The sequence below is a fragment of the Bathymodiolus thermophilus thioautotrophic gill symbiont genome (assembly GCF_003711265.1).
In the GTDB taxonomy this organism is placed as follows: Bacteria; Pseudomonadota; Gammaproteobacteria; order PS1; family Pseudothioglobaceae; genus Thiodubiliella.
This window is the reverse complement of sequence record NZ_CP024634.1, coordinates 1,342,772-1,363,546: the sequence shown is the minus strand read 5'-3', so window position 1 is coordinate 1,363,546 and position 20,775 is coordinate 1,342,772. Positions and strand designations below refer to the sequence as shown.

20 protein-coding genes are annotated in these 20,775 nt (G+C 36.9%); 7 read left to right on the top strand and 13 right to left on the bottom strand.

Translation table 11 applies throughout. From position 1 onward, the window contains the following. Positions 1-112 precede the first annotated feature (112 nt). Complete coding sequence (locus MS2017_RS05310; protein ID WP_071564642.1) at positions 113-574, bottom strand: toxin-activating lysine-acyltransferase; 462 nt, start codon at positions 572-574, stop codon at positions 113-115. A 450-nt stretch (positions 575-1,024) separates the two neighbouring features. Beyond that, positions 1,025-1,447, bottom strand: a complete 423-nt coding sequence (locus tag MS2017_RS05305) for a hypothetical protein (protein ID WP_071563356.1) — start codon at positions 1,445-1,447, stop codon at positions 1,025-1,027. A 351-nt stretch (positions 1,448-1,798) separates the two neighbouring features. Between MS2017_RS05305 and nrdA the strand changes: the two genes are divergently transcribed. The 7 genes from nrdA to MS2017_RS05270 all read left to right on the top strand — a co-directional run bounded on the left by nrdA (position 1,799) and on the right by MS2017_RS05270 (position 8,528). Further along, positions 1,799-4,075, top strand: a complete 2,277-nt coding sequence (nrdA, locus tag MS2017_RS05300; RefSeq protein WP_071563357.1) for a class 1a ribonucleoside-diphosphate reductase subunit alpha — start codon at positions 1,799-1,801, stop codon at positions 4,073-4,075. A gap of 9 nt (positions 4,076-4,084) precedes the next feature. After that, entirely contained in the window at positions 4,085-4,921 is an 837-nt protein-coding gene (locus tag MS2017_RS05295) for an HAD family hydrolase (RefSeq protein ID WP_122951504.1), read from the top strand. A gap of 75 nt (positions 4,922-4,996) precedes the next feature. Continuing rightward, positions 4,997-6,022: a virulence RhuM family protein gene (locus MS2017_RS05290; RefSeq protein ID WP_122951503.1), complete on the top strand. Its 1,026-nt coding sequence runs from the start codon at positions 4,997-4,999 to the stop codon at positions 6,020-6,022. Between the two features lie 90 nt (positions 6,023-6,112). Then, entirely contained in the window at positions 6,113-7,249 is a 1,137-nt protein-coding gene (nrdB, locus tag MS2017_RS05285) for a class Ia ribonucleoside-diphosphate reductase subunit beta (protein WP_071563360.1), read from the top strand. A gap of 3 nt (positions 7,250-7,252) precedes the next feature. Beyond that, positions 7,253-7,522, top strand: coding sequence for a 2Fe-2S iron-sulfur cluster-binding protein (locus MS2017_RS05280; protein WP_071563361.1), 270 nt, complete (start codon positions 7,253-7,255; stop codon positions 7,520-7,522). A gap of 512 nt (positions 7,523-8,034) precedes the next feature. Continuing rightward, complete coding sequence (locus tag MS2017_RS05275) at positions 8,035-8,214, top strand: hypothetical protein (RefSeq protein ID WP_122951502.1); 180 nt, start codon at positions 8,035-8,037, stop codon at positions 8,212-8,214. Next, a complete protein-coding gene (locus MS2017_RS05270) occupies positions 8,211-8,528 on the top strand; it encodes a type II toxin-antitoxin system RelE/ParE family toxin (protein WP_122951501.1) in 318 nt (105 codons plus the stop codon). The genes MS2017_RS05275 and MS2017_RS05270 overlap by 4 nt, the downstream gene beginning before the upstream one ends. A 394-nt stretch (positions 8,529-8,922) precedes the next feature. On the opposite strand, the gene mnmH is transcribed toward MS2017_RS05270, so the two are convergent. The 11 genes from mnmH to MS2017_RS05210 form a co-directional block, all read right to left on the bottom strand. Further along, positions 8,923-10,014: a tRNA 2-selenouridine(34) synthase MnmH gene (gene mnmH / locus MS2017_RS05260; protein ID WP_122952226.1), complete on the bottom strand. Its 1,092-nt coding sequence runs from the start codon at positions 10,012-10,014 to the stop codon at positions 8,923-8,925. Next, entirely contained in the window at positions 10,007-11,038 is a 1,032-nt protein-coding gene (gene selD / locus MS2017_RS05255) for a selenide, water dikinase SelD (RefSeq protein ID WP_122951500.1), read from the bottom strand. Before selD ends, mnmH begins: the two co-directional genes overlap by 8 nt. A gap of 64 nt (positions 11,039-11,102) precedes the next feature. Beyond that, the gene (locus MS2017_RS05250; protein WP_206423662.1) at positions 11,103-12,533 is read right to left on the bottom strand and encodes a BatD family protein; all 1,431 of its coding nucleotides are present in this window, start codon (positions 12,531-12,533) and stop codon (positions 11,103-11,105) included. Then, positions 12,511-13,185 (bottom strand): tetratricopeptide repeat protein, encoded by a 675-nt coding sequence (locus MS2017_RS05245; protein WP_122951498.1) that lies wholly within the window; start codon positions 13,183-13,185, stop codon positions 12,511-12,513. Before MS2017_RS05245 ends, MS2017_RS05250 begins: the two co-directional genes overlap by 23 nt. After that, on the bottom strand, positions 13,182-14,132 hold the full coding sequence (locus MS2017_RS05240; protein WP_122951497.1) for a vWA domain-containing protein: 951 nt from the start codon (positions 14,130-14,132) through the stop codon (positions 13,182-13,184). The genes MS2017_RS05245 and MS2017_RS05240 overlap by 4 nt, the downstream gene beginning before the upstream one ends. Next, positions 14,114-15,007 carry a vWA domain-containing protein gene (locus MS2017_RS05235; protein WP_122951496.1) on the bottom strand — a complete coding sequence of 298 codons (894 nt, stop codon included), beginning with the start codon at positions 15,005-15,007 and terminating at the stop codon, positions 14,114-14,116. Before MS2017_RS05235 ends, MS2017_RS05240 begins: the two co-directional genes overlap by 19 nt. Next, positions 15,000-15,371 carry a hypothetical protein gene (locus MS2017_RS05230; protein ID WP_122951495.1) on the bottom strand — a complete coding sequence of 124 codons (372 nt, stop codon included), beginning with the start codon at positions 15,369-15,371 and terminating at the stop codon, positions 15,000-15,002. Before MS2017_RS05230 ends, MS2017_RS05235 begins: the two co-directional genes overlap by 8 nt. Positions 15,372-15,396: 25 nt before the next feature. Continuing rightward, positions 15,397-16,212, bottom strand: a complete 816-nt coding sequence (locus MS2017_RS05225) for a DUF58 domain-containing protein (protein ID WP_071565026.1) — start codon at positions 16,210-16,212, stop codon at positions 15,397-15,399. Between the two features lie 196 nt (positions 16,213-16,408). After that, positions 16,409-18,946 (bottom strand): cadherin-like domain-containing protein, encoded by a 2,538-nt coding sequence (locus MS2017_RS05220; protein WP_122951494.1) that lies wholly within the window; start codon positions 18,944-18,946, stop codon positions 16,409-16,411. 191 nt (positions 18,947-19,137) lie between these two features. Further along, positions 19,138-20,076 (bottom strand): AAA family ATPase, encoded by a 939-nt coding sequence (locus tag MS2017_RS05215; RefSeq protein ID WP_071565024.1) that lies wholly within the window; start codon positions 20,074-20,076, stop codon positions 19,138-19,140. After that, entirely contained in the window at positions 20,073-20,720 is a 648-nt protein-coding gene (locus MS2017_RS05210; protein ID WP_122951492.1) for a dUTP diphosphatase, read from the bottom strand. Before MS2017_RS05210 ends, MS2017_RS05215 begins: the two co-directional genes overlap by 4 nt. Positions 20,721-20,775: the final 55 nt, after the last annotated feature.

Here is a 20,775-nt window from a genome sequence, read left to right as displayed (position 1 = left end):
GGGAGCCTTGGGTTTGTGGGTGAATATAGAGGGTTAAAAGTGGGTTTTTGATGAGGACTGGTGTTTTGTCTGTAAAAAAAAGGGTGTACTGTAAATATCATAAATGTTTTTCTTAGTAGAGATTGTTAACAAGTTTCATTATTCGCTTCCTTGGTATCGCTTGATTATTTTCATCTTTAGCAACTTTAACTCTTAAGGCATATATTTTGGCTTTATGAGGTAGCGATTTTCTTACCTCTCTGTTAAATTGAAAAATGTGTTTGAATGGGCAAATGTATTCCAAAAAGTATATATTGTCTCCATTGTTCCATTCGTTAGCAGTGATTTTGTGGTCACTGTGTAATAATTTATCCAGTGTTTTGTCATCAACTTTTGCCCATACAGAAAATGCCAAAGGCATGTCTCTACTATTGCGAATTAATTTGTATTGACCGAGTAGAATGCCCTCTGAAATACAACCAAAAAAACCGCAAATACTATAATGTTCACAATGTAATTCAGATTGTCTGGACAGCCAAAATGCATTGCCCAAGATTTCCATGTAGGTTTTTTCGGTTATTTTTTCGGGGGTCATAATTTTATAAGTCTCATGGGTTAATAATTCAAATTATTTTACCTATTTGGTTACAAATGCATTAATTTTACAGCGTCTAAATTCAAAAAACATCATTACTCAATATGGGTTGGCTTAAACATTGTTTTCATTGGTTTTTTAATTGTTCTTCTTGATAAATACTGGTTGTAGGTAAAAAGGTTTTTGTCTAAAATATAGGCGATTAGCAAAACTCCCAATTCAAATATAGAAATTGCAAATCTAGTGCTATTCATAGACTTAATAACTGTTTTTTTTTGTAAATGTAGATGAGGTAAGTTGATAACATAGAGGTTTTTACGATAAATATTTGGAATTAAGATTGTTTGGTTTGTTTTTTTTGGTAAAAATTAATTGGCAATGTATTTTTTTTAGAATAAACTGGTAGAAGTGGATTTGATAGAATAGCAATTAACAAAAAGAAGTTAACTTTTAAAAATGTTGTAACTTTACTTTTTTAGAACTGCTACAAGATTGATCTCCTCGTGCTTTATAATAAAGACCTAAACTAATATATTCTATATACACTTCACAACTTTCAAATTCTAAAACACTATCAAAACTCAGGGTTCCAATATCCTGAGGAACACCCAAAGTTGTCCAAAACATAACATGGATGGTTTTTTTTACCAGATCTTCTCTAGAAAGGGCAAGTTGTATGCTGTCACACTTCCCAGGGGCGGGCATTGCATAAGATCCTAATTTAGTTATAGCTTTATCATTAATCCTTAATGCATAAGTAGGTTGTTGATTCGTTGAGGAGTTTTTTGATGTACATACATCAATCACATCCCCGTAAGAAATTGGAATATAAAAAACCACCACGCCAACTAACAACAAAATAAATTTTTTCACAACAGATTCCTTTTTATAATAAATGTTTTTTATGGGTATCTTCAAAAATAAAAACCATTGAGTTGATTCTGCTCTTTTGGGGCTGCCACTAAAAACTAGACGCTACATTTTCGCATATTATAACATTATGAGGTCATTGCACAACAATAAAAACAGATTCCTGTATAAACATAAATAATCATCAAAAAACCCACTTTTTACCTGCTTGATATTTTTTTAAACCCAGTCTTAACTTTGCTAAAATTATATATAATATACTATATTTAGTGCCATTTTAATTTTCAAACACTAGATATAGTGTTTTTCAGGAAAAATGGAAAAAGACATTTAAACCACCAAGCAAAGGGAAAAATGGAAAAAGACATTCAGGTTACCAAGCGAAATGGCAAACAAGAATCCATTGATATGGAGAAAATTCATCGTGTTGTGCACTGGGCTTCGCAAGACTTACAAGGCGTTAGTGTTAGCCAAGTTGAAATCAATGCGCAGTTGGCATTTTTTGATGGCATTAAGACGGAAGACATTCATGAAACCATTATTAAATCAGCGGCAGATTTAATCTCAACAGAGGTGCCAGATTATCAATATTTGGCTGCACGGTTGGCTATTTTTCATTTGCGTAAAAAAGCATTTAAATCCTTCACGCCACCGCCACTTTTTGAGCATATTAAGAAATTTACGGCATTGGGCGTTTACGACAAAGACATTCTTAATAAATATACTCAGGAGGAAATTGAAACGCTAGATTCTTATATTGACCATTGGCGTGATATGAAATTTTCTTATGCTGCCGTTAAACAATTAGAAGGTAAATATTTGGTGCAAAATCGTGTTACTGGAGAAATTTACGAATCTCCGCAATTGCTTTATGTGCTGGTGGGTATGTGCTTATTTCAAGAATATGAAGCCAGTGTGCGTATGGATATTGTGAAGCGTTTTTATGACGCAGTGAGTTTGTTTAAAATTTCTCTTCCCACTCCTATTATGGCAGGTGTTAGAACACCGACACGCCAATTTTCTTCTTGTGTGTTAATTGAGGCAGATGATGATTTGGACTCAATTAGTGCTGCCGCTGGTGCAATTGTTAAATATGTTTCCCAGCGGGCTGGTATTGGGATTAATGGTGGAAAAATTCGCGCTATTGGCAGTCCTATTCGAGGCGGTGAAGCGACACACACAGGTTGCATTCCTTTTTACAAGCACTTTCATACGGCGGTTAAATCTTGTTCTCAAGGCGGGGTTCGCGGTGGTGCTGCCACCCTATTCTATCCTTTATGGCATTTGGAAATTGAAAGTTTATTGGTGCTTAAAAATAACGCAGGCACAGACGAAAATCGTATTCGCCATTTAGATTATGGCGTGCAATTTAATGGCTTGATGTATCAGCGCTTTCTTGAAGATGGCAATATTACTTTATTTTCACCGCATGATGCACCGGGTTTATACGATGCTTTTTTTGCTGATCAGGAAGAATTTAAACGCTTATACGAGCAATATGAGCAAGACGATTCAATTAGAAAGCAAACCATTAAAGCCAGAGAATTGTTTACCAAATTTATGCAAGAACGCGCTAACACAGGGCGTATTTATTTACAAAATGTTGACCATTGCAACACCCACAGTGCCTTTGATGCCAAGCAAGCACCCATTAAGCAATCCAATCTTTGTATGGAAATCACGCTACCAACCAAGCCGCTGTATTCAGTACAAGATGAAAATGGCGAAGTGGCACTCTGCACGCTATCAGCAATCAACCTTGGTGCATTAGATTCTTTAGATGAAATTGAGGTGCTAACTGATATTATTGTGCGCTCATTAGATTGTTTGCTTGATTATCAAGATTACCCCATAAAAGCAGCCGAACTTGCCAGTAAAAATCGTCGCACACTCGGTATTGGGGTGACCAATCTCGCTTATTATTTAGCCAAAAATGGGGCAAAATATTCTGACGGGTCGGGCAATCAACTTATTCATAAGACCTTTGAGGCTTTGCAATATTATGCGTTAAAAGCCTCGAATATATTGGCAAAAGAATTGGGCGCCTGCCCTTTGTTCTCTGAAACTCAATATGCAAAAGGCATTATGCCCATTGATTCTTACAAAAAAGACATTGATATTTTTTGTGATTGTGCATTAGAATTGGATTGGGATGCACTACGCCAAGACATTAAATCAACAGGACTCAGAAACTCAACCTTAACTGCCTTGATGCCGTGCGAAAGCTCTTCACAAATCTCCAATTCAACCAACGGCATTGAGCCACCTAGAGGGTTTGTATCAGTCAAACAATCCAAAGACGGCATCTTGAAGCAAATTGTGCCAGAATATGAAAAATTAAAAAATCAATATGAATTATTGTGGGACATTAAAGACAACGAAGGCTACCTGCAACTTTGTGGCATTATGCAAAAATTTGTCGATCAATCCATTTCCACCAACACCCATTACGACCCCTCACAATTTGAAGGTAATAGAGTGCCAATGAAACTGTTTTTAATGGATTTATTAAAGACTTATAAATATGGCATTAAAACACTTTACTATCACACAACACGCGATGGTGGTGGTGAGGATATGCTGGAAAAAGAGGATGACAATGCTTGTGCTGATGGCGTTTGCAAGTTATAAAAAGTTAATATGCCTAAAAAAAATACCACTGTTGCTATTGTTTATGATTTTGATGGTACGCTTGCCCAGGGAAACATTCAAGAAAATTCTTTTATTCCTAATTTAGGACTAACAACGACAGATTTTTGGAAGGAAGTAAAAGAGATAACCAAAGAGAATGAAATGGATGAGATTTTGGCGTACATGTATTTATTGATTGAAAAGGCCAAAGAGAAAAAAGTAAGTTGTAAAAAAGAAAAAATTAAAGAACACGGGCAAAGTGTTAAATATTTTGAAGGTGTTGAGCAATATTTTGCCAGAATTAATCAGCATGCCAAAGACAAGTGTATTGATCTAACGCATTATATTATTTCATCGGGCACCAAAGAAATGATTGAAGGCACCTCAATCGCTACAGAATTTAAATGCATTTTTGCCTCCTCATTCAAATACGACCACGAAGGCGTGCCAGAATGGCCGGCATTGGCTATTAATTACACCACCAAAACACAATATTTATTTCGTATTAACAAAGGCATTTACAACGCTTGGGATAATTCCAGCATTAATAAATACACACCACCGCAAAAGCGCCCTATTCTGTTTGAAAATATGATTTATATCGGAGACGGTGCCACCGACATTCCCGCCATGAAAATGCTCAATTACCAAGGCGGCACTTCAATTGCCGTATACTCACCCGAGACTAAAGAAGCCAAAGAAAAAGCACAAGAGTTATTGCAAAATGACAGAGCAAATTATGTCGCCAAAGCAGATTATTCTGATGGCTCAGAAATAGACCAAGTCCTTAAAAGTATTCTTAATCAAATTTCAACAAAAGCAAGCGTTGAGCAATACACAAAATAAAAATGATGCCATTCAATCGAAAATATATGGATGACATAAGTGTTGCCACCGACAAACCCATTGACGAACTCTATTATGAATAAATTAACCATTCAAGATGAATTAACCGAATTTTTGCTATACAGTGATGGTAATGGCGATATTAGAGTAGAGACTTACTTGCACAATGAGACGCTCTGGTTATCACAGGCACAAATTGCCCAATTATTTGGCGTGCAAGTGCCTGCTATTAGTAAACATTTAAAAAATATTTTTGAATCTGGCGAGTTAGATGAAAAAGTGGTTGTTTCCATTTTGGAAAATACCACTCAACACGGCGCTATTGCTGGAAAAACTCAAAATATAAGCGTTAAATATTATAATCTTGATGCTATTTTATCTGCAGGTTATCGAGTTAATTCCAACAAAGCCACTCAATTTAGAATTTGGGCAACCAATATTTTAAAAGGATTTATTATTAAAGGCTTTGCCATGGATGATGAACGCCTTAAAAATGGCAAACATTTTGGCAAAGATTATTTTAAAGAACTTTTAGAGCGTGTTCGCTCAATCAGAACAAGTGAGCGGAGAATTTATCAACAAATAACTGATATTTATGCAGAGTGTAGTATTGATTATGACAAAAATTCCAACACAACCAAAAACTTTTTTGCTAGCGTGCAAAACAAATTCCATTATGCCATTACAGGGCAAACGGCTGCTGAAATTATTTATACTCATGCGGATAAATCTTTGCCCCACATGGGATTAAAAACTTGGAAAAACGCCCCGAATGGCAGGGTTTTAAAATCTGATACTAAAATTGCTAAAAATTATTTAACAGAAAATGAAATTAAAAATTTAGAACAGTCCATTAGTTCATATTTTGACCATATTGAGATAGTGATCGGCAATCGCACTACAATGACTATGCAAGATTTGGCGGATTCTGTTAATAAATTTCTGGCATTTAATGAGTATAAAATTCTTGAAAATTTGGGCAAAAAATCTAAAAAACAGGCTGAAGAAAAAGCAAGTTTAATATACGATGACTTTAACAAAACTCAAGAAGTCTACTCTGATTTTGATAAAGTTATTGAGCAAATAAAGGGCAAAAAGTGAGTGATAAATTTTTATTTAAAAAGTTAAGCGCTTGCAAAATGTGGGGCAACACAATGAAAGTGAATTTAAAAAAAGAACTGGAGAATTTTTATGTCATATAGTATTTTTAGTAAGGAAGTGGGTGACACATTAACCGAGCCGATGTTTTTTGGTCGTAGCGTAAATGTGGCACGCTTTGATAAACAAAAGTTTGAGATATTTGAAAAGCTTACTGAAAAGCAACTTTCGTTTTTTTGGCGACCTGAGGAAATTGATGTTTCTAAGGATAAAATAGATTTTTCCAAGTTATTGCCCAATGAAAAACATATTTTTATTTCCAATTTGCAATACCAGATTTTGCTTGATTCTGTGCAAGGTAGAAGCCCTAGTATTGCCTTTTTGCCGATTGTTTCTTTGCCAGAATTGGAAAACTGGATTGAAACTTGGTCGTTTTCTGAAACCATTCATTCTCGTTCTTATACACATATTATTCGTGCTATTGTCAATGAGCCGGGTGTGGTGTTTGATGATATTATGAAAACTGATGAAATTATTAAGCGTGCCGAGAGTGTCTCCAAACACTACGATGAGTTGATTAAATACACTCAGGCGTATTTATTACACGGCACAGGCAAGATAACAGCTCAAGGACATGAAATGTCAATAGAACTGTATGCCTTAAAAAAACAACTTTATCTCACCATTATGTCGGTTAATATCCTTGAAGCGGTGCGCTTTTATGTGAGTTTTGCCTGTTCATTTGCTTTTGCCGAACGCAAAGTAATGGAAGGCAATGCCAAAATTATCAAAATGATTGCCCGTGATGAAGCATTACACCTTGCAGGTACGCAACATATACTTAATTTAATGCGTGAAGGCAAGGATGATGTTGATATGCAAAAAATTGCCAAAGAATGTGAAGGAGAAGTCATTGCCATGTTTAAAGAAGCCTGTGAACAAGAAAAAGACTGGGCAGAATATTTATTCCGTGATGGCTCAATGATTGGCCTGAACGCCGAAATCCTTAAGCAGTATCTGGAATACATTACCAATGTGCGTATGAAAGCCCTTAACCTCCCTCTTTTCTTCGATGATCGCACCAATCCCCTGCCGTGGATTAACCACTGGTTAGATTCTGACAATGTTCAAGTTGCGCCACAAGAAACCGAAATCACCTCGTATTTGGTTAGTGCTATTGACAACACGCTAGACGAGAAAGACGCTGATTTTGGTGATTTCAAATTATAACGCATGTTAAAAATAGAAGTTGACAATATCAATGGCAAGACCGAATCGCTGTATGTATTTGGTGAGCGCTCAATTCTGAGTGAATTGGAGGTGCATAATGTGCTGATTGATTATTCTTGCCGACAAGGGCATTGTGGCTCTTGCATATTGCAACTTTTATCGGGTGATGTAATGCACGAAGATTGCTTGGTGCCACTCTCGCCAGGGGAAATTCTTGCTTGTCAGGCAAAACCAATTACAGATATTAAAATAGGCTTGCGTGATTTTACTTGATTGATTTTTCATTTAAGCAAGACCTTTACATAAAATACATTACCCTTTTCTGACAACTTTTTAAAATGGATTGATAGCAGTGGATTGGAGCAGGATTTTCTGCTTATGGGTGGTGTGGTTTTATGGGTATTACAAAACTTAAAAACCCTTGATTGGGAGGATTGTTATTTTAAGAGACCTTTACATAAATATGAGTAATCATCAAGAATCCACTTTTCACCCACTTGGTAATTTTTTAAACCCAGCCTTAGCCCTGCTAGGACAATTACCAATTAGATAAAAATTGAATTTTGCTAATCATCCATATTTATGCAAAGGTCTCTTTAAGTATATCGATTTTGATATTTGTAGTTGTTTCTCAATTATCGGCGTAGATAAATTTCGTAAAAAGTTTTGATTTTTCTTTGAAGTAACTACAATAACTACATTGTCATTAATTTTTGGAGTTATGCGCATGAAAACAATTACTTCAAAAGAAGCACAAAACTCATCCTGTTGGAGTGATGCTTTCTATGGAAAACTTGCCGGCTATATTTGAACTGGCAGATTCTATGAGGGAAACAATTAAGGCAGGTGTTAAAGCTGGTTTGGCTGATGCCAAAGTTGGTAAAACATATGAACTGACTGATGAATTTATTGAGGATTTGAAAAATGAAGCAGGGCAAAGAATACTAGCCAAAAACAAAAAATGAATCACTGCAAAGCGGTATTCTCTCAAAATGCCGTAGATGGATTACTGGAAATTTCTGATTATATTGCCTTAGACAAACCCGTTAAAGCGGGTAGTTTTGTCAAGGAATTAACAACCTCATTAAAAAAGACATTATCAATTTTTCCATATTCGGGAAAAGTAGTGGAAAATTTAGATTTAGACAAGGAAATTAGAATTTTCTCACATGGTAGTTACAATAATTACTACCGCGTTTTAGACGGTAAACAAACTGTAGAAGTGTTGTTTATTTTTAATGCTAGTCGTGATATTGACTCTCTTATAACAAGTCTGTAAAAAATTTAACCAATTTCTTTAGATGCTAAACTGGTCTAATTTACTTGGACACATTTCAAGCCACTTTTTCCAATTCAGCTATTTTCTAGGCAGGTGTTAAATATCTGGTTAAGTAAACTTCTTTCCAGGCAATTAGGGTAAAAATCACAATTTCTTGTTTGGGGTACTGATAAATTTAATTCGCCAATGCGGGTTTTAACACACTTAGACTTTAGCCATTGACATGATCTAATCTATTGCTGCTACGCTGATAAGGTTTGTTCATTTTGTAATAGTTCAGGCGTCTTAATGTAAATGTGCATTTGGTTCGTTTTTAATCATTTTTTTTGTTTAGTTTAACGGGTTTAAAACAAGGAAAATTAAATTGTTGTCCAGAATTGTTGGGGTTTATAATTTATGCAAAGGTTTTCAAGTAAGACAATACTTCTTCAGCATTGCCTTTGAATACCACTCTGTCCATCTTTTTTTGGATTTGATAATCATACATTGGGTCGTAATAATCTACCAATAATTCTTCAATTACTGGGTAAAAACCTGTGGCATTGTCCTGCTCTTGATACATTGAAAGCGCTGTATTTACCTTCTTCAATAGCGCCTGATAGCGCTCCAAACCTAGGCGTTTTTGGATTTTTTCTAGGCTAGTTAGCCAATAATTAGCAAAATTGCTAAAGCCGTGTTGACTGTCAAGTTTTATGAAATTTTGGCACATATCAATTACATACGCATCCATGCTAACTTGAAGTCGTTGTTCGGTGCTAGCGTCAAGCAGAATTAAATCGGCTTGTCTAGTTTTGACTTGTATGCAATCAGGAATATGATTAGCACCGATGTTTGCACCTTCATCTTCAAAAATTAAATGGGCACAATGCTGTTGTTTAATAAGTTCAATCGCCAAGGTGTTTTCAAAATTAATCTGTGTGGGTTGTGGTGTGGTGGTGTTGCCAAAGGCGGAGCCACGGTGGTTTGCCAAACCTTCTAAATCAATGGTATTTTTAAACTTATTAAGCAACAAAGTTTTACCGCAACCTGTTTGTCCGCCAATAACAACAGGTGTGATTTTCTGCATAATTCTATCCGTTTCCTCAATAAGAAACCGACGCAATGCCTTGTAACCACCAGTAATGCGCGGATAATCAATACCAGAAGCCTCATAAATCCATTGCTGGGCAATTTGGCTACGCAATCCACCACGAAAGCAGTACAGGGCGCCGTTCGGGTTGTTTTTAACAAACTCAAGCCACGCTTCTATACGCTGGTCTTTTACTTTGCCTTGCACCAATTGGTGTCCAAGCCCAATGGCTTGCGCCTGACCTTTGTTTTTGTAGCAAGTACCTATCTCCTCACGCTCCTCATCGTTCATCAATATAAGATTGTGTGTATGCGGAAAAGCACCTTGTTTAAATTCAATTGGTGCCCTACTGTCTATAAGGGGGATATTGTTGGAAAACAGGCGAGTAAAATCGGTAATTTGCGTTAATTCAGGCATTAATTTGTACAATAGGCTGGCCGTTGCTTTTAACAATCTCACCAATGGCCTCCAAATCAAAACCTGATTTTTGCATAACTTGATGAAATTCAGATTCGGCATCATTAGATACCATAATTAACAAGCCACCGCTGGTTTGCGGGTCGCAAATAATAGATTGCATTTCATTGTTCATGTGACCAAGATGCTGTCCGTAACTTTCAAAATTGCGTTGTGCACCACCCGGTGAGCAACCGTTGGCCAGGTAGTCTTTAATATTAGGTAGTGTTGGCACTTTGTTGTATTCAATCGTTGCTGACACTTGAGAACCCAAACAAACTTCCGACAAATGCCCGCCTAACCCAAAGCCTGTCACATCAGTCATGGCATGAATACCTTTAATTTTGGCTAATTTGGCACCAATATCATTGAGTTGACACATGGTGTCAATGGCACGCTTTTCATCTTCAAGGGTAATTTTCTTTTGTTTTTGTGCGGTTGTTAAAATGCCAATACCTAGGGGCTTGGTAAGATATATTTTGTCCCCCACTTTGGCGGTTGAATTTTCTTTTAGATGTTTAATTGTCACCCTGCCTGTTACTGACAAACCGAAAATCGGCTCAGGCGAGTCAATACTGTGTCCGCCTGCAAGCATCATACCCGCTGCTTGGCACACGCTACGACCGCCTTCGATAACCTGTTGCCCTACTTCAGCAGGCAGTTTATCCAGTGGCCAGCCAAAAATAGCAATTGCCATCAGTGGCACGCCACCCATTGCATACACATCGCTAATCGCATTAGTTGCGGCAATTCGCCCAAAGGTAAATGGATCATCAACAATCGGCATAAAAAAGTCGGTAGTGCTAATAACCGCCTCGCCATTGCCCAAATCATACACAGCAGCATCATCACGGGAATGGTTGCCCACCAATAAATTAGGGTCAACAATTTCATCGATAGATGAGGCTAAAATCGTATCCAAAACTTTGGGCGATATCTTGCAACCGCACCCTTGTCCGTGACTATATTCAGTAAGTTTAATCATGGCGATATTATAACAGAGACCCTTGCATTAGAGACATGGATGTTGAATAACGGGCAAGAATCACTCAAAAATTACTTGATTGGATAAGGGTAATTATGGCTTTTTTGTTAATTTTATGTGTTTCGCCTTTGTAAAGATTGGCTTCTAATTGTTGTAGTATGGAATCAAGTTCACTCAAATTAAGTGGCAACAATAAATCAAATAAGGCTTTATTACCCTTGCTGGATTTGATTTGTTTGATTAAATCTTGATTTTTATCTGGTTTTTGCCTGTGACTGAGTTTTATACTTAAAAAACTAACAAGTGCGCCGATGATAAACCCCAATAGGAGGTAATAATATTTTAATGTACTGTTGACTGGTACTTTGTTGTCGGGCTTTACAATGGTTGTAGTTGTTGCGGTTATGATGGGGCTGGACTTGTCAACTTTAATATTGATAGGTTGGGTGCTAATGGTCTTTTTGGTTTGGGTTATTTTGTCAAAATAATCCAGCTTTAGACTGGGTATGACAAAACTTTGCCCGCCAACAATGGCAAATTTTTGCTGCCAATCTTTGTAACTGGTAACCACATCATCACTATAAATGGTGGCATTATCAATCTCAATCTTAAAGGCTTCAATGTCTTCAAAATTACCTTTGCCGACGATACTTACTGTTAAATTAACGGCGTCCCCTTGCTTGACTTGGGTTTTATCAACGGTGGCCTTGAGTTTGAAATCACCAAAAACTCTGAGGGCATCTGGCAAGGGTTTTATTGTTAATGTCAAGTCGTTTGAAAATATCTTTTTCTGCTTTTGTCTTTGTCTTGCATTAAAAAAACCGCCAAAAATACTGTTGCTTTGATTACCAATAGTGGCGACCAAACTTGGGATGTGGATGGTGCCAAAATTATTGGCACTGATTTTGTAACTCAATGTTTGAACATGGTAATTTTCATCAGCAACACGCGTTACTTTGTTATTTTTGATAAACAGCAAATCTTTTGCTTCGGGTATGGAAAGAGAGACTTGATTGTTAGAAGGTGGTAAGGATTTTTTTGCTTTAAAAGTAATGTATAAATTAACGGTGTCACCCAGGAAAAATGTTGTTTTATCCGTCTTTATTTGCAAAATATAATCGTCCCCTACTTTGGCTTTTGTTGGTTTTTTAAAGGTTATTTTTATAGGTTGAGTGGTTTGTTTAACGCCATCCACTGTTAGCGTATAGGCTGGAATTTGTAAACTTTTTGAAGGTTTAAAGGTATAAGATCTGCTATTTTGTATGGTGCGCTTGGTGTTAACAATGCGAACGCTTTGAGAATTATTTGTGCCTAAAACAGAATTTCCTGCAATGTTGTTAATTGCAGGAAACACAACTTTATCGCTATCAGCACTCAAGGTTAAGACTATGGCTTCTCCTGGATAAAACCATGTTTGATTAACATTGGCTGAACTGAGTGCGAAAATTGGGGTGCTGAGTAGTAAAAATAAACTACCAAAGATTTTTTTTATCATCATTATTATTGTTTTGTTCATTAAGTGGAATAAGTAAAGTTCTGAGGTTTTTATTAAGAGATTTTTCCCATCGTTGTTGCTTGATGTCGTCCAATTTTTTCTCTTGTTTCTGCTGTTCTTTTTTGTTGTTCTTTTTATTGTCTTTTTTGTCCTTATCTTTGCGTTTTTTGCTGTTTTTCTTATCGCTCTGCTGTTGCTTTTTTTGATCTTGGTCTTTTTTCTGTTTTTTATCTTTGTCCTTTTTGGCTTGTTCGTTCTTTTTCCGCTTGGCCTTTTGCCGTTTTAACATCTTCAAGTTAAACGACGCATCTTCGTCTTGTTTTAATTTCAATGCCTGAGTATAACTGTCAATAGCCTCCTCATCTTTTTTCAATTTAGCATAAGTATTGCCAATATTATACAAACGATTAAAGTCCAATTCTTTTTGCTTAACGCTTTGATATTTTTCCAGTGCTTGCTCGTATAAGCCTTGCTTATAAAGGCTGTTTGCTTGGTTTAGGCGTGCGGCGTCATTGTCAATGTCGGCAAATTTTTCTGTAGCTGTTTTATAATCTTGCTTTTGATAGGCGCTATTGGCTTGCTCAATGTGCAAAAAGTCCAACAATCCTGCTTCTACATTTATTGACAATAATACGAAAAAAAGAAATCTCATGGTTTTCTGGGTAAGGAAAAAAATGCAAAAAATAACAACACTAAAGCAAGTAACAAAGGGTAATAAAACAACTGACGCTTTTGATTAATTCTCACATCCTTGCTGTTATTGTGTCGACTAAAAGTATTGATAAAATTTGACAAATCGTTATTATTTAAGGTGTATTTTAAATACTTTCCGTGCGTTTGAGATGCCAATATTTTAATATTTGGGTTTTCCTTAACGCGAACAATATTTTTGTTATGGTCTTTTAAAAGCCCATTTTCAGTACGAATACTGCCCCCACTCTTGCTGGCGATGTCAAAGATAAAAATTTGTAAATTTCGTTCTGTTGCATACGCAATCGCTTCTTTAAAATTATTGTCATCACCGCCATCGGTCAGCAACAATATTTGCCTGTTTTCCGTCTTACCTGTTAAATCATTAGCGGCTTGTAATAAATTAAGTATGCTGGTGCCTCTTAGGCTGATGCTGTCTGTGCGTAAATTTTTAATTAAAAATTCAAGACTGGAAAAATCATCGGTTAAAGGGGAGATCAAAAAAGTCTGACTGGTGAAACCCAAAACTGCAACGCGCCGGTCATGGATTTTATGTAGGCTGTGTAGCAGCTTGTTTTTTGCAAATTCAAAGCGATTTGGATAGATGTCATTTGCCAACATAGAGCGTGACATATCAATTGCCACCACCAAGTCGCTCAACTGTTTTTTTATCTTAATTTCACCCTTGTCAAGAGTTGGTTGACTCAGTGCCAATAAAATCAAGATGATGGACAGTAGCAACAATTTAAGGCGTGTTTTTAGGCGTATTCCATGCTTGTTTAAACTGATTTTTTCCAGCACTTCAGGGGCAAACAAAGCCTCAAGATTGTTTTTCTTGTGGTGAATAAAAAACCACAATATAGCCACTGGAATGAGGGCATAAAGTAATTCTATTTGTGCAAAATCCATGTGTTTCTCTGCCAAAAATAAAGGAATAAAAGCATTAACGCCAGCCCCAAGGGGTAGTGAAAATAATAAGTTTTCTTTTCGTATTTGTTGATGTTTATTTTGCTTTTTTCTAATTGATTGATTTGTGCATAAATGTCTTTTATGCCTTGAGCGCTATTGGTTGAGAAAAATTCAGCACCCGTTTTTTGGGCAATTTCCCTTAAAACCTCAGCATTAAAATCTCTTTCGTTGCCAATGGCAATTGTATAAACTTTTATTTTATTACTTTGTGCACGCTTAATTGCCACTTCAAGTGGCACGCTGTCTGTATTATTTCTGCCATCCGTAAGCAAAATGGCAATTTTTTCTTTGGATTTAGAGTCTTTAAAAAGTTTTGAGCTTAAAAATAAAGCCTCATACAGTGCCGTTTTTTGCCTTCCAGCAACACCCACATCAATATGGCTGAGTATTTTAATAATACTTTTTTTGTCGTAAGTTAAGGGGATGGCGGTATAGGCAAAATCTGCGAAAATACTCAATGCCAATTTATCAGTTTTACGCTGCTTAATGAAATCTACAACAATGTTCTTTACCAGTCCAAACTTGTTGTTTTGTTGCATTGATCCAGAAGCATCTAAAATCAATGAGATTTCATAACCTTTGCTGTTGTCGAGTATTATATCCTCCGTTGTAATTGGGCTGGCAAGGGCAATAATAACCAAACTAAGGGCTAAAAATTTGAGTGCATTGCGTAATAATTGTTTGGATTTTGCGACAGCTTTCAGACTCTCACTGTGTGGGAAATAAATGGAGAATTTTTTCTCTTGACAAAAAAACAAACAAACAAATGCAACGACAATGGATGCCAATACATAGGGGTGCTCAAAACTAAACATCGACAAACCCCTTAATTTGTTCAATTAAATCTTGCTCTAATTGCTCAACTTTTTCTTTGTATTTGTAGGCTAATAATGCCGTGTTGATTTGCTCAAACTCTATTACATTACCATCATTCACCAATGCACTGGCATAACGACTGAATGTATAAGCTGTGGTTTTGCTGTCGTTAAAATCAAGGTTTTTGAGTATCTTGAGTGCTATTCTTTTTTTGTCATTGCGGCGTTTTAATTGGATTTTTTTCCAGCCAGAATAACCTGCAACCAGCGCTATTAGCAAGGCAATAAAAAGCACAATTAGCAGATAAGTAAAAGAATTATCTGTAATAGCAACAAGCGGTTTAATGTCTTTTAAATTATCCATAATTATTATTTTAAGCGTTTTTCTCTCATCTTAAAATCTGCGAAAGTTTAACAAAAACATCGTCATTGGTATAAATTTTACCAACATTAATTTTATGTTGGGCAAAATGTGAATAACGCTTATCGTCCTCAATTTTTAATTGAGACTGGTATTTTTTTGCCAATCTTTTATCAAAATCTGCCTCAATATCACTGTTATTTTGTGCATTTTTTAAACTTAATTCTGTGCCAAAATTTGGAAATTCTTCCAATGGGTCGCGTACCAATATTGCGTTTATTTGGTTTTTATGGGCAATCATACTGTAATCGCTGGATTGATAAAAATCACCAATCACAAAAACCAATGATTTTGCCTGTTGAACCAAGTAAGCATTCAAAGTTTCGGGGCTTATCTGCGTTTTTAACAAATCAAAATTTAGCAATTCTTCCGTTGCTGCTAGCAAACTGCCCATGTTATTAAGTTGAAAAACTTGCTGCTCGTTGTTGAAGAAAAATACCAATTTTGTTTGGTTTTTTTGCTGCATAGAAGAATAAGCCAAATGCGCAACAATCTCAGCAATCAACTCATTTTTCAAGCGCACAGAACCAAAATGCAAGCTACTGGAAAGCATTACACAAATTACCACATTAATTTGCCTGTCTTCATTGAAAACATTGGTTTGCAATTCGCCAGTTTTACCGCTAGCAGAAAAATTTATTTTACGAATATCATCGCCTGCCTGATAGGGGCGAATTTCGCAAAAATCCAAACCGTCACCTCGCATTTTTGACAAGTGCTCAGCTGATTTTTGAGTAAAAACATTCTTTTTAACGCGTAACAATATTTCTTGTGCTGACATCATGATAAAACCGCCATATTGCTACTGCGCATCTTAATAGAGGTAGAAAATTGCATTTCACTCATCCAAAAACAGAAGAAACTGCCATTAATTTGTCGCCAAATAGTCATCATTTTTCTATACATCGTAAACACTGCCTAGTATCTTTAAATACATTTAAACAATTCTCTTGTTGGTTATAACGAACATTGCCCCTTTATCAAATAACAATCTCACTAATACTCAATGAATAAGTGCCTGTGTTGTCGCTAAAAGCACCAGCAGATAGATAATAAACAGCAGGTTCTATGGTGCTAAAGTTAAGTTGTGAGTTGGCTGTCGTTTGTTCGTCACTGTCATCATTGGTTGTGTTTCTTATTTTGTTGCCTCCAGCGTCGTAAATGCCACGAAAGTAAGGGTCAGAAAGTGTGCCAGCATCTGTAGGCAAGCCTTCTAGGTTAATTTGATAATCGGTATAGGCATCTAAATTAACACGGAACCAATCTGTATCGTTTTCCAATTCAATATTACCTGTTACAACATCGCCTAATGCTAACTCACCTGTCGTATTAATGGTGCTGGTGAAGTCATCATTTTCATCAACAACAAGTGTTACTTCATGAATACTGATTGAATAAGTACCTACATTGGATTGAAAACCCCCAGCAGATAGGTAGTAAGTGCCAGATACTGTTGGAGCATAGTCAAATTGTGAATTCTTTAAATATCCACCATCGTCGTTATCTGTGCCACTTACTAGGTTGCCATCGGCATCATAAAAATCACCCAATGGATCGCCATTGCTATCATAAATACCACGAAAATAAGCATCGCCAAGTGTGCCAGAATAAGTCGGCGCACCTTCAAGGTTGATTTGATATTTGGTATTGGCAGTTAAATCAACACGGAACCAATCCGTATCGCCTGCCAATTCAATCCTGCCTTTGACGGTATGACCTATCTCTATCTCACCCGTGGTATCAATGGTGCTAGCAAAATCATCAGCAATAGGTATGGATACAACCTTGTTAATACTGAGTGCATAAGTACCTATGTTACGGTCAAAAGCGCCAGCAGATAGATAGTAAGTGCCAGATTCTGCTGTATTAAAAATAAGCTGAGAGTTAACTGAATGAGCGGTGTCGTCGTTGATTGTATTGTTTATCTTGTTACCACTAGCGTCATAAATACCACGGAAATAAGTGTCACTAAGTGTACCAGAACCAGTAGGTGTCCCTTCTAGATCAATTTGATAATCGGTATTGGCATCTAAAACAATGCGGAACCAGTCTGTATCATGTGCTATTTCAATGTCGCCTCTTGCAACATTGCCCAGTGTTATTCTGCCTATAGTGTCCGTAGTGCTGGCAAAGTCATCTTTGGTAATGCGTAATGAATAGGTGCCTATATTGGATTGAAAAGCCCCAGCAGATAGATAATAAGCACCAGATTCTGTTGTATTAAAAACAAGTTGAGAGTTGAATGAAAATCCATTATCATCGTCGTCTGTACCACTTATCATGTTGCCATTCGCATCATAAATACCACGAAAATAAGTGTCACTGAGTGTGCCAGCATAAGTAGGCAAGCCTTCTAGATTGATTTGATAAGTAGCGTTAGCACTTAAATAAATGCGAAACCAATCCGTATCCCCTGCTGAGTCAATACTACCTGTTGCAACACTATTTAATGTTAGTTCGCCTGTGGTATCAATGGTGCTAACAAAATCATCGCTAACCGTAGTGGCTTCGTTAACACTTAATGAATAAGTACCCATGCGAGAACTATAGGCTCCAGCAGACAGGTAATAAGTGCCAGATTCTACTGCACTAAAAATAAGTTGAGAGTTAAGTGATTGGCCGCCATCATCATTGGTTGTATTGTCTATTCTATCCCCACTTGCATTATAAATACCACGGAAATAAGTGTCACTAAGCGTACCAGAGTTAGTAGGTTGCCCTTCTAGGTTGATTTGATAATTAGTATTGGCATCTAAATGAATGCGAAACCAATCTGTATCATGTATTGATTCAATATCACCTGTTATAACATTACCTAATGTCAATTCTCCTGTGGTGGCAATAGTGCTGGTAAAGTCATCCACTGGAGTGATGTTAATATTTGCCACCGCTGGAACATTGGTTTGTCCGTCGCTAACATTATAATGTAATTGCACTCGGCCATTAAAATTGGCTGCTGGCGTGAGCGTCCAGGTGCCATTGTTGTTGTCAACTAGAGTTACATTGCTACCAGCAGACAGATTAACCACGCTTAAGTTATTGCTATCTATATCAGTGGCATTGGCAAGCAGTTGCGCTGTGGTAATAGTAAGCGCTTGATCTTCAGTGCCACTAAGATTAACAACACTAGTAACCACTGGAGCGTCATTAGTTGCAACAACATTGATGTTTGCTGTGGTTGAAACACTGGCTTGCCCATCGCTAATATCATAACTTAGTTGCACTTGACCACTAAAGTTGGCCACTGGTGTGAGCGTCCAAGTGCCATTGTTGTTAGCCAGGAGTACGCCGCTACTAACAGATAAATTGATCACGCTTAAATTGTCATTATTTGCATCAGTCGCATTGGCAAGCAATTGCTCTGTGGTAATAACAAAATCTTGATCTTCAGAACTAAGGAGGTTGACTGTTTCACCAGTAATTGGCGCCTGATTTTGAATTGCTTCACTATCACCTGGATTAAGTCGCGTGTTTTCTTCGTTGTTTCCCGTGTTTTCTGACTGACTGCTTGTACTCATAAATCTTTTTTCTCCGTTTTTAACTATAACTTGCTTTCAACTTGGTGTTTTTTTCGATTTTTCTAATCATTCGTATTAACGCAAAAATCTCAAGTGCGTATTTTAACCTCTATTGGATTACCATTTTTTCAAAAAATAAATTAAATGGTCATTTATTTTATGCTTAAAAATGGCACTAATAACACGATAATTTATGGCACTGGAATTGCCTCAAGTATTTGCTTAATAATGGCTTTGACGCTCATATTTTCAGCCTGTGCTTGATAACTTAAAACGATTCTATGTTGCAATACTTCTGTTACCACGCTGGCAATATCAAGTGGCGTAACAAAATCATTACCCCGTATCAACGCCTTGGCGCAACTGGCTTTGTATAAATCAATACTTGCTCTTGGGCTGGCGCCAAACTCAATATAGTGCTTGATTGAATCCAAGCCATAATCTTGTGGATAGCGTGTTGCAAAAATAATTTTTAACATATAATTTTGCACCGCATCATCCACATAAATCTTCTCAAACTGCTGTCGAATTTTAACAATATCTGCTATATCTGCTACTTGCTCAACCTGCTCAAAACCATTAATAGCAACTCGCCTAACCACTTCTAGTTCTTCATCCAGTGTATTGTAATCAAGCACTGTTTTTAGCATAAAACGGTCAAGTTGTGCTTCTGGCAACTGATAGGTTCCTTCTTGTTCTACTGGATTTTGGGTTGCCATGACTAAAAAAGGTTGATCCAGTTTAAAACTTTCGTCGGCAATAGTCACTTGCCTTTCTGCCATCACTTCAAGCAAGGCGGCTTGCACTTTGGCTGGTGCACGATTGATTTCATCAGCCAGTAATAAATTGGTGAAAATCGGCCCTTTTTTAACGCTAAATTCACCTGTTTTTGGGTTGTAAATTTGCGCCCCTGTCAAATCACTGGGTAGCAAATCTGGTGTAAACTGAATGCGTTTAAATTGAATCCCTAGGGCTTTGGACAGAGTGTTAATTGCTGTGGTTTTTGCCAATCCCGGTACGCTTTCAACCAAGATGTGACCACCAGCAATCAACCCAATTAACAAATGGTCAACCAAGTCCTCCTGCCCAATAATTACTTTTTGTATTTCTGTTTTAAGTGTTTTTATCATGATGTATATACCTTTTCTAATTTTTCGTAAAACTGCCCAGGGTCAAGATCAGGATAATCATCCATGATCTTAAAAGCCACCACATTGTCTTCAACGCCACCCCATAATTTAACATAAGTGCCGTCTTTGTAACCGTGGTCTTGTCTAAAAGCATTAAGCTGGTTTTTAACCAAATAACGCTTATAGAGTTCTGGGACATCCATATTCATTGTTGCCAGTGCTTTAAAGAAAAGCCCTGTAATTTCATACAAAGCATTTTGTGATTTATCAACATTGGCACTGGCGGCAACGGCGAGCATTTTTTCCAAAATCTCTACTGTGAGTTCTGGATTAATGTCTCTTTCAGGTTGCATATCAGTGTAAGCCTCGGCAAATTGAGTGTCGCCAAAGTGAATCGCTTCAGACATAATAAAATGCCAAATATCCACCAACTCAACCTTGACATTGTCTAAATCTGGCTCACCCTCGATGTCTTTCCAGTGTTTCCAATTAAACGAGTCAATCGCCTCAGCGGCTTCCATATAAATACAACGCAACCATGAGATTTGTCGCCCTTCTTTGGTGGCACCTTCGGTCCAAATAAGCCCGTTGGTAGCATCGTTAAGTTTTTGTTGTAATTCAAACATTTGTTTGATTTGATTCATAAAAAGTTTTGTCTAAAATAAAATGATGAATAATTATAATCAATAAGACGCCCAT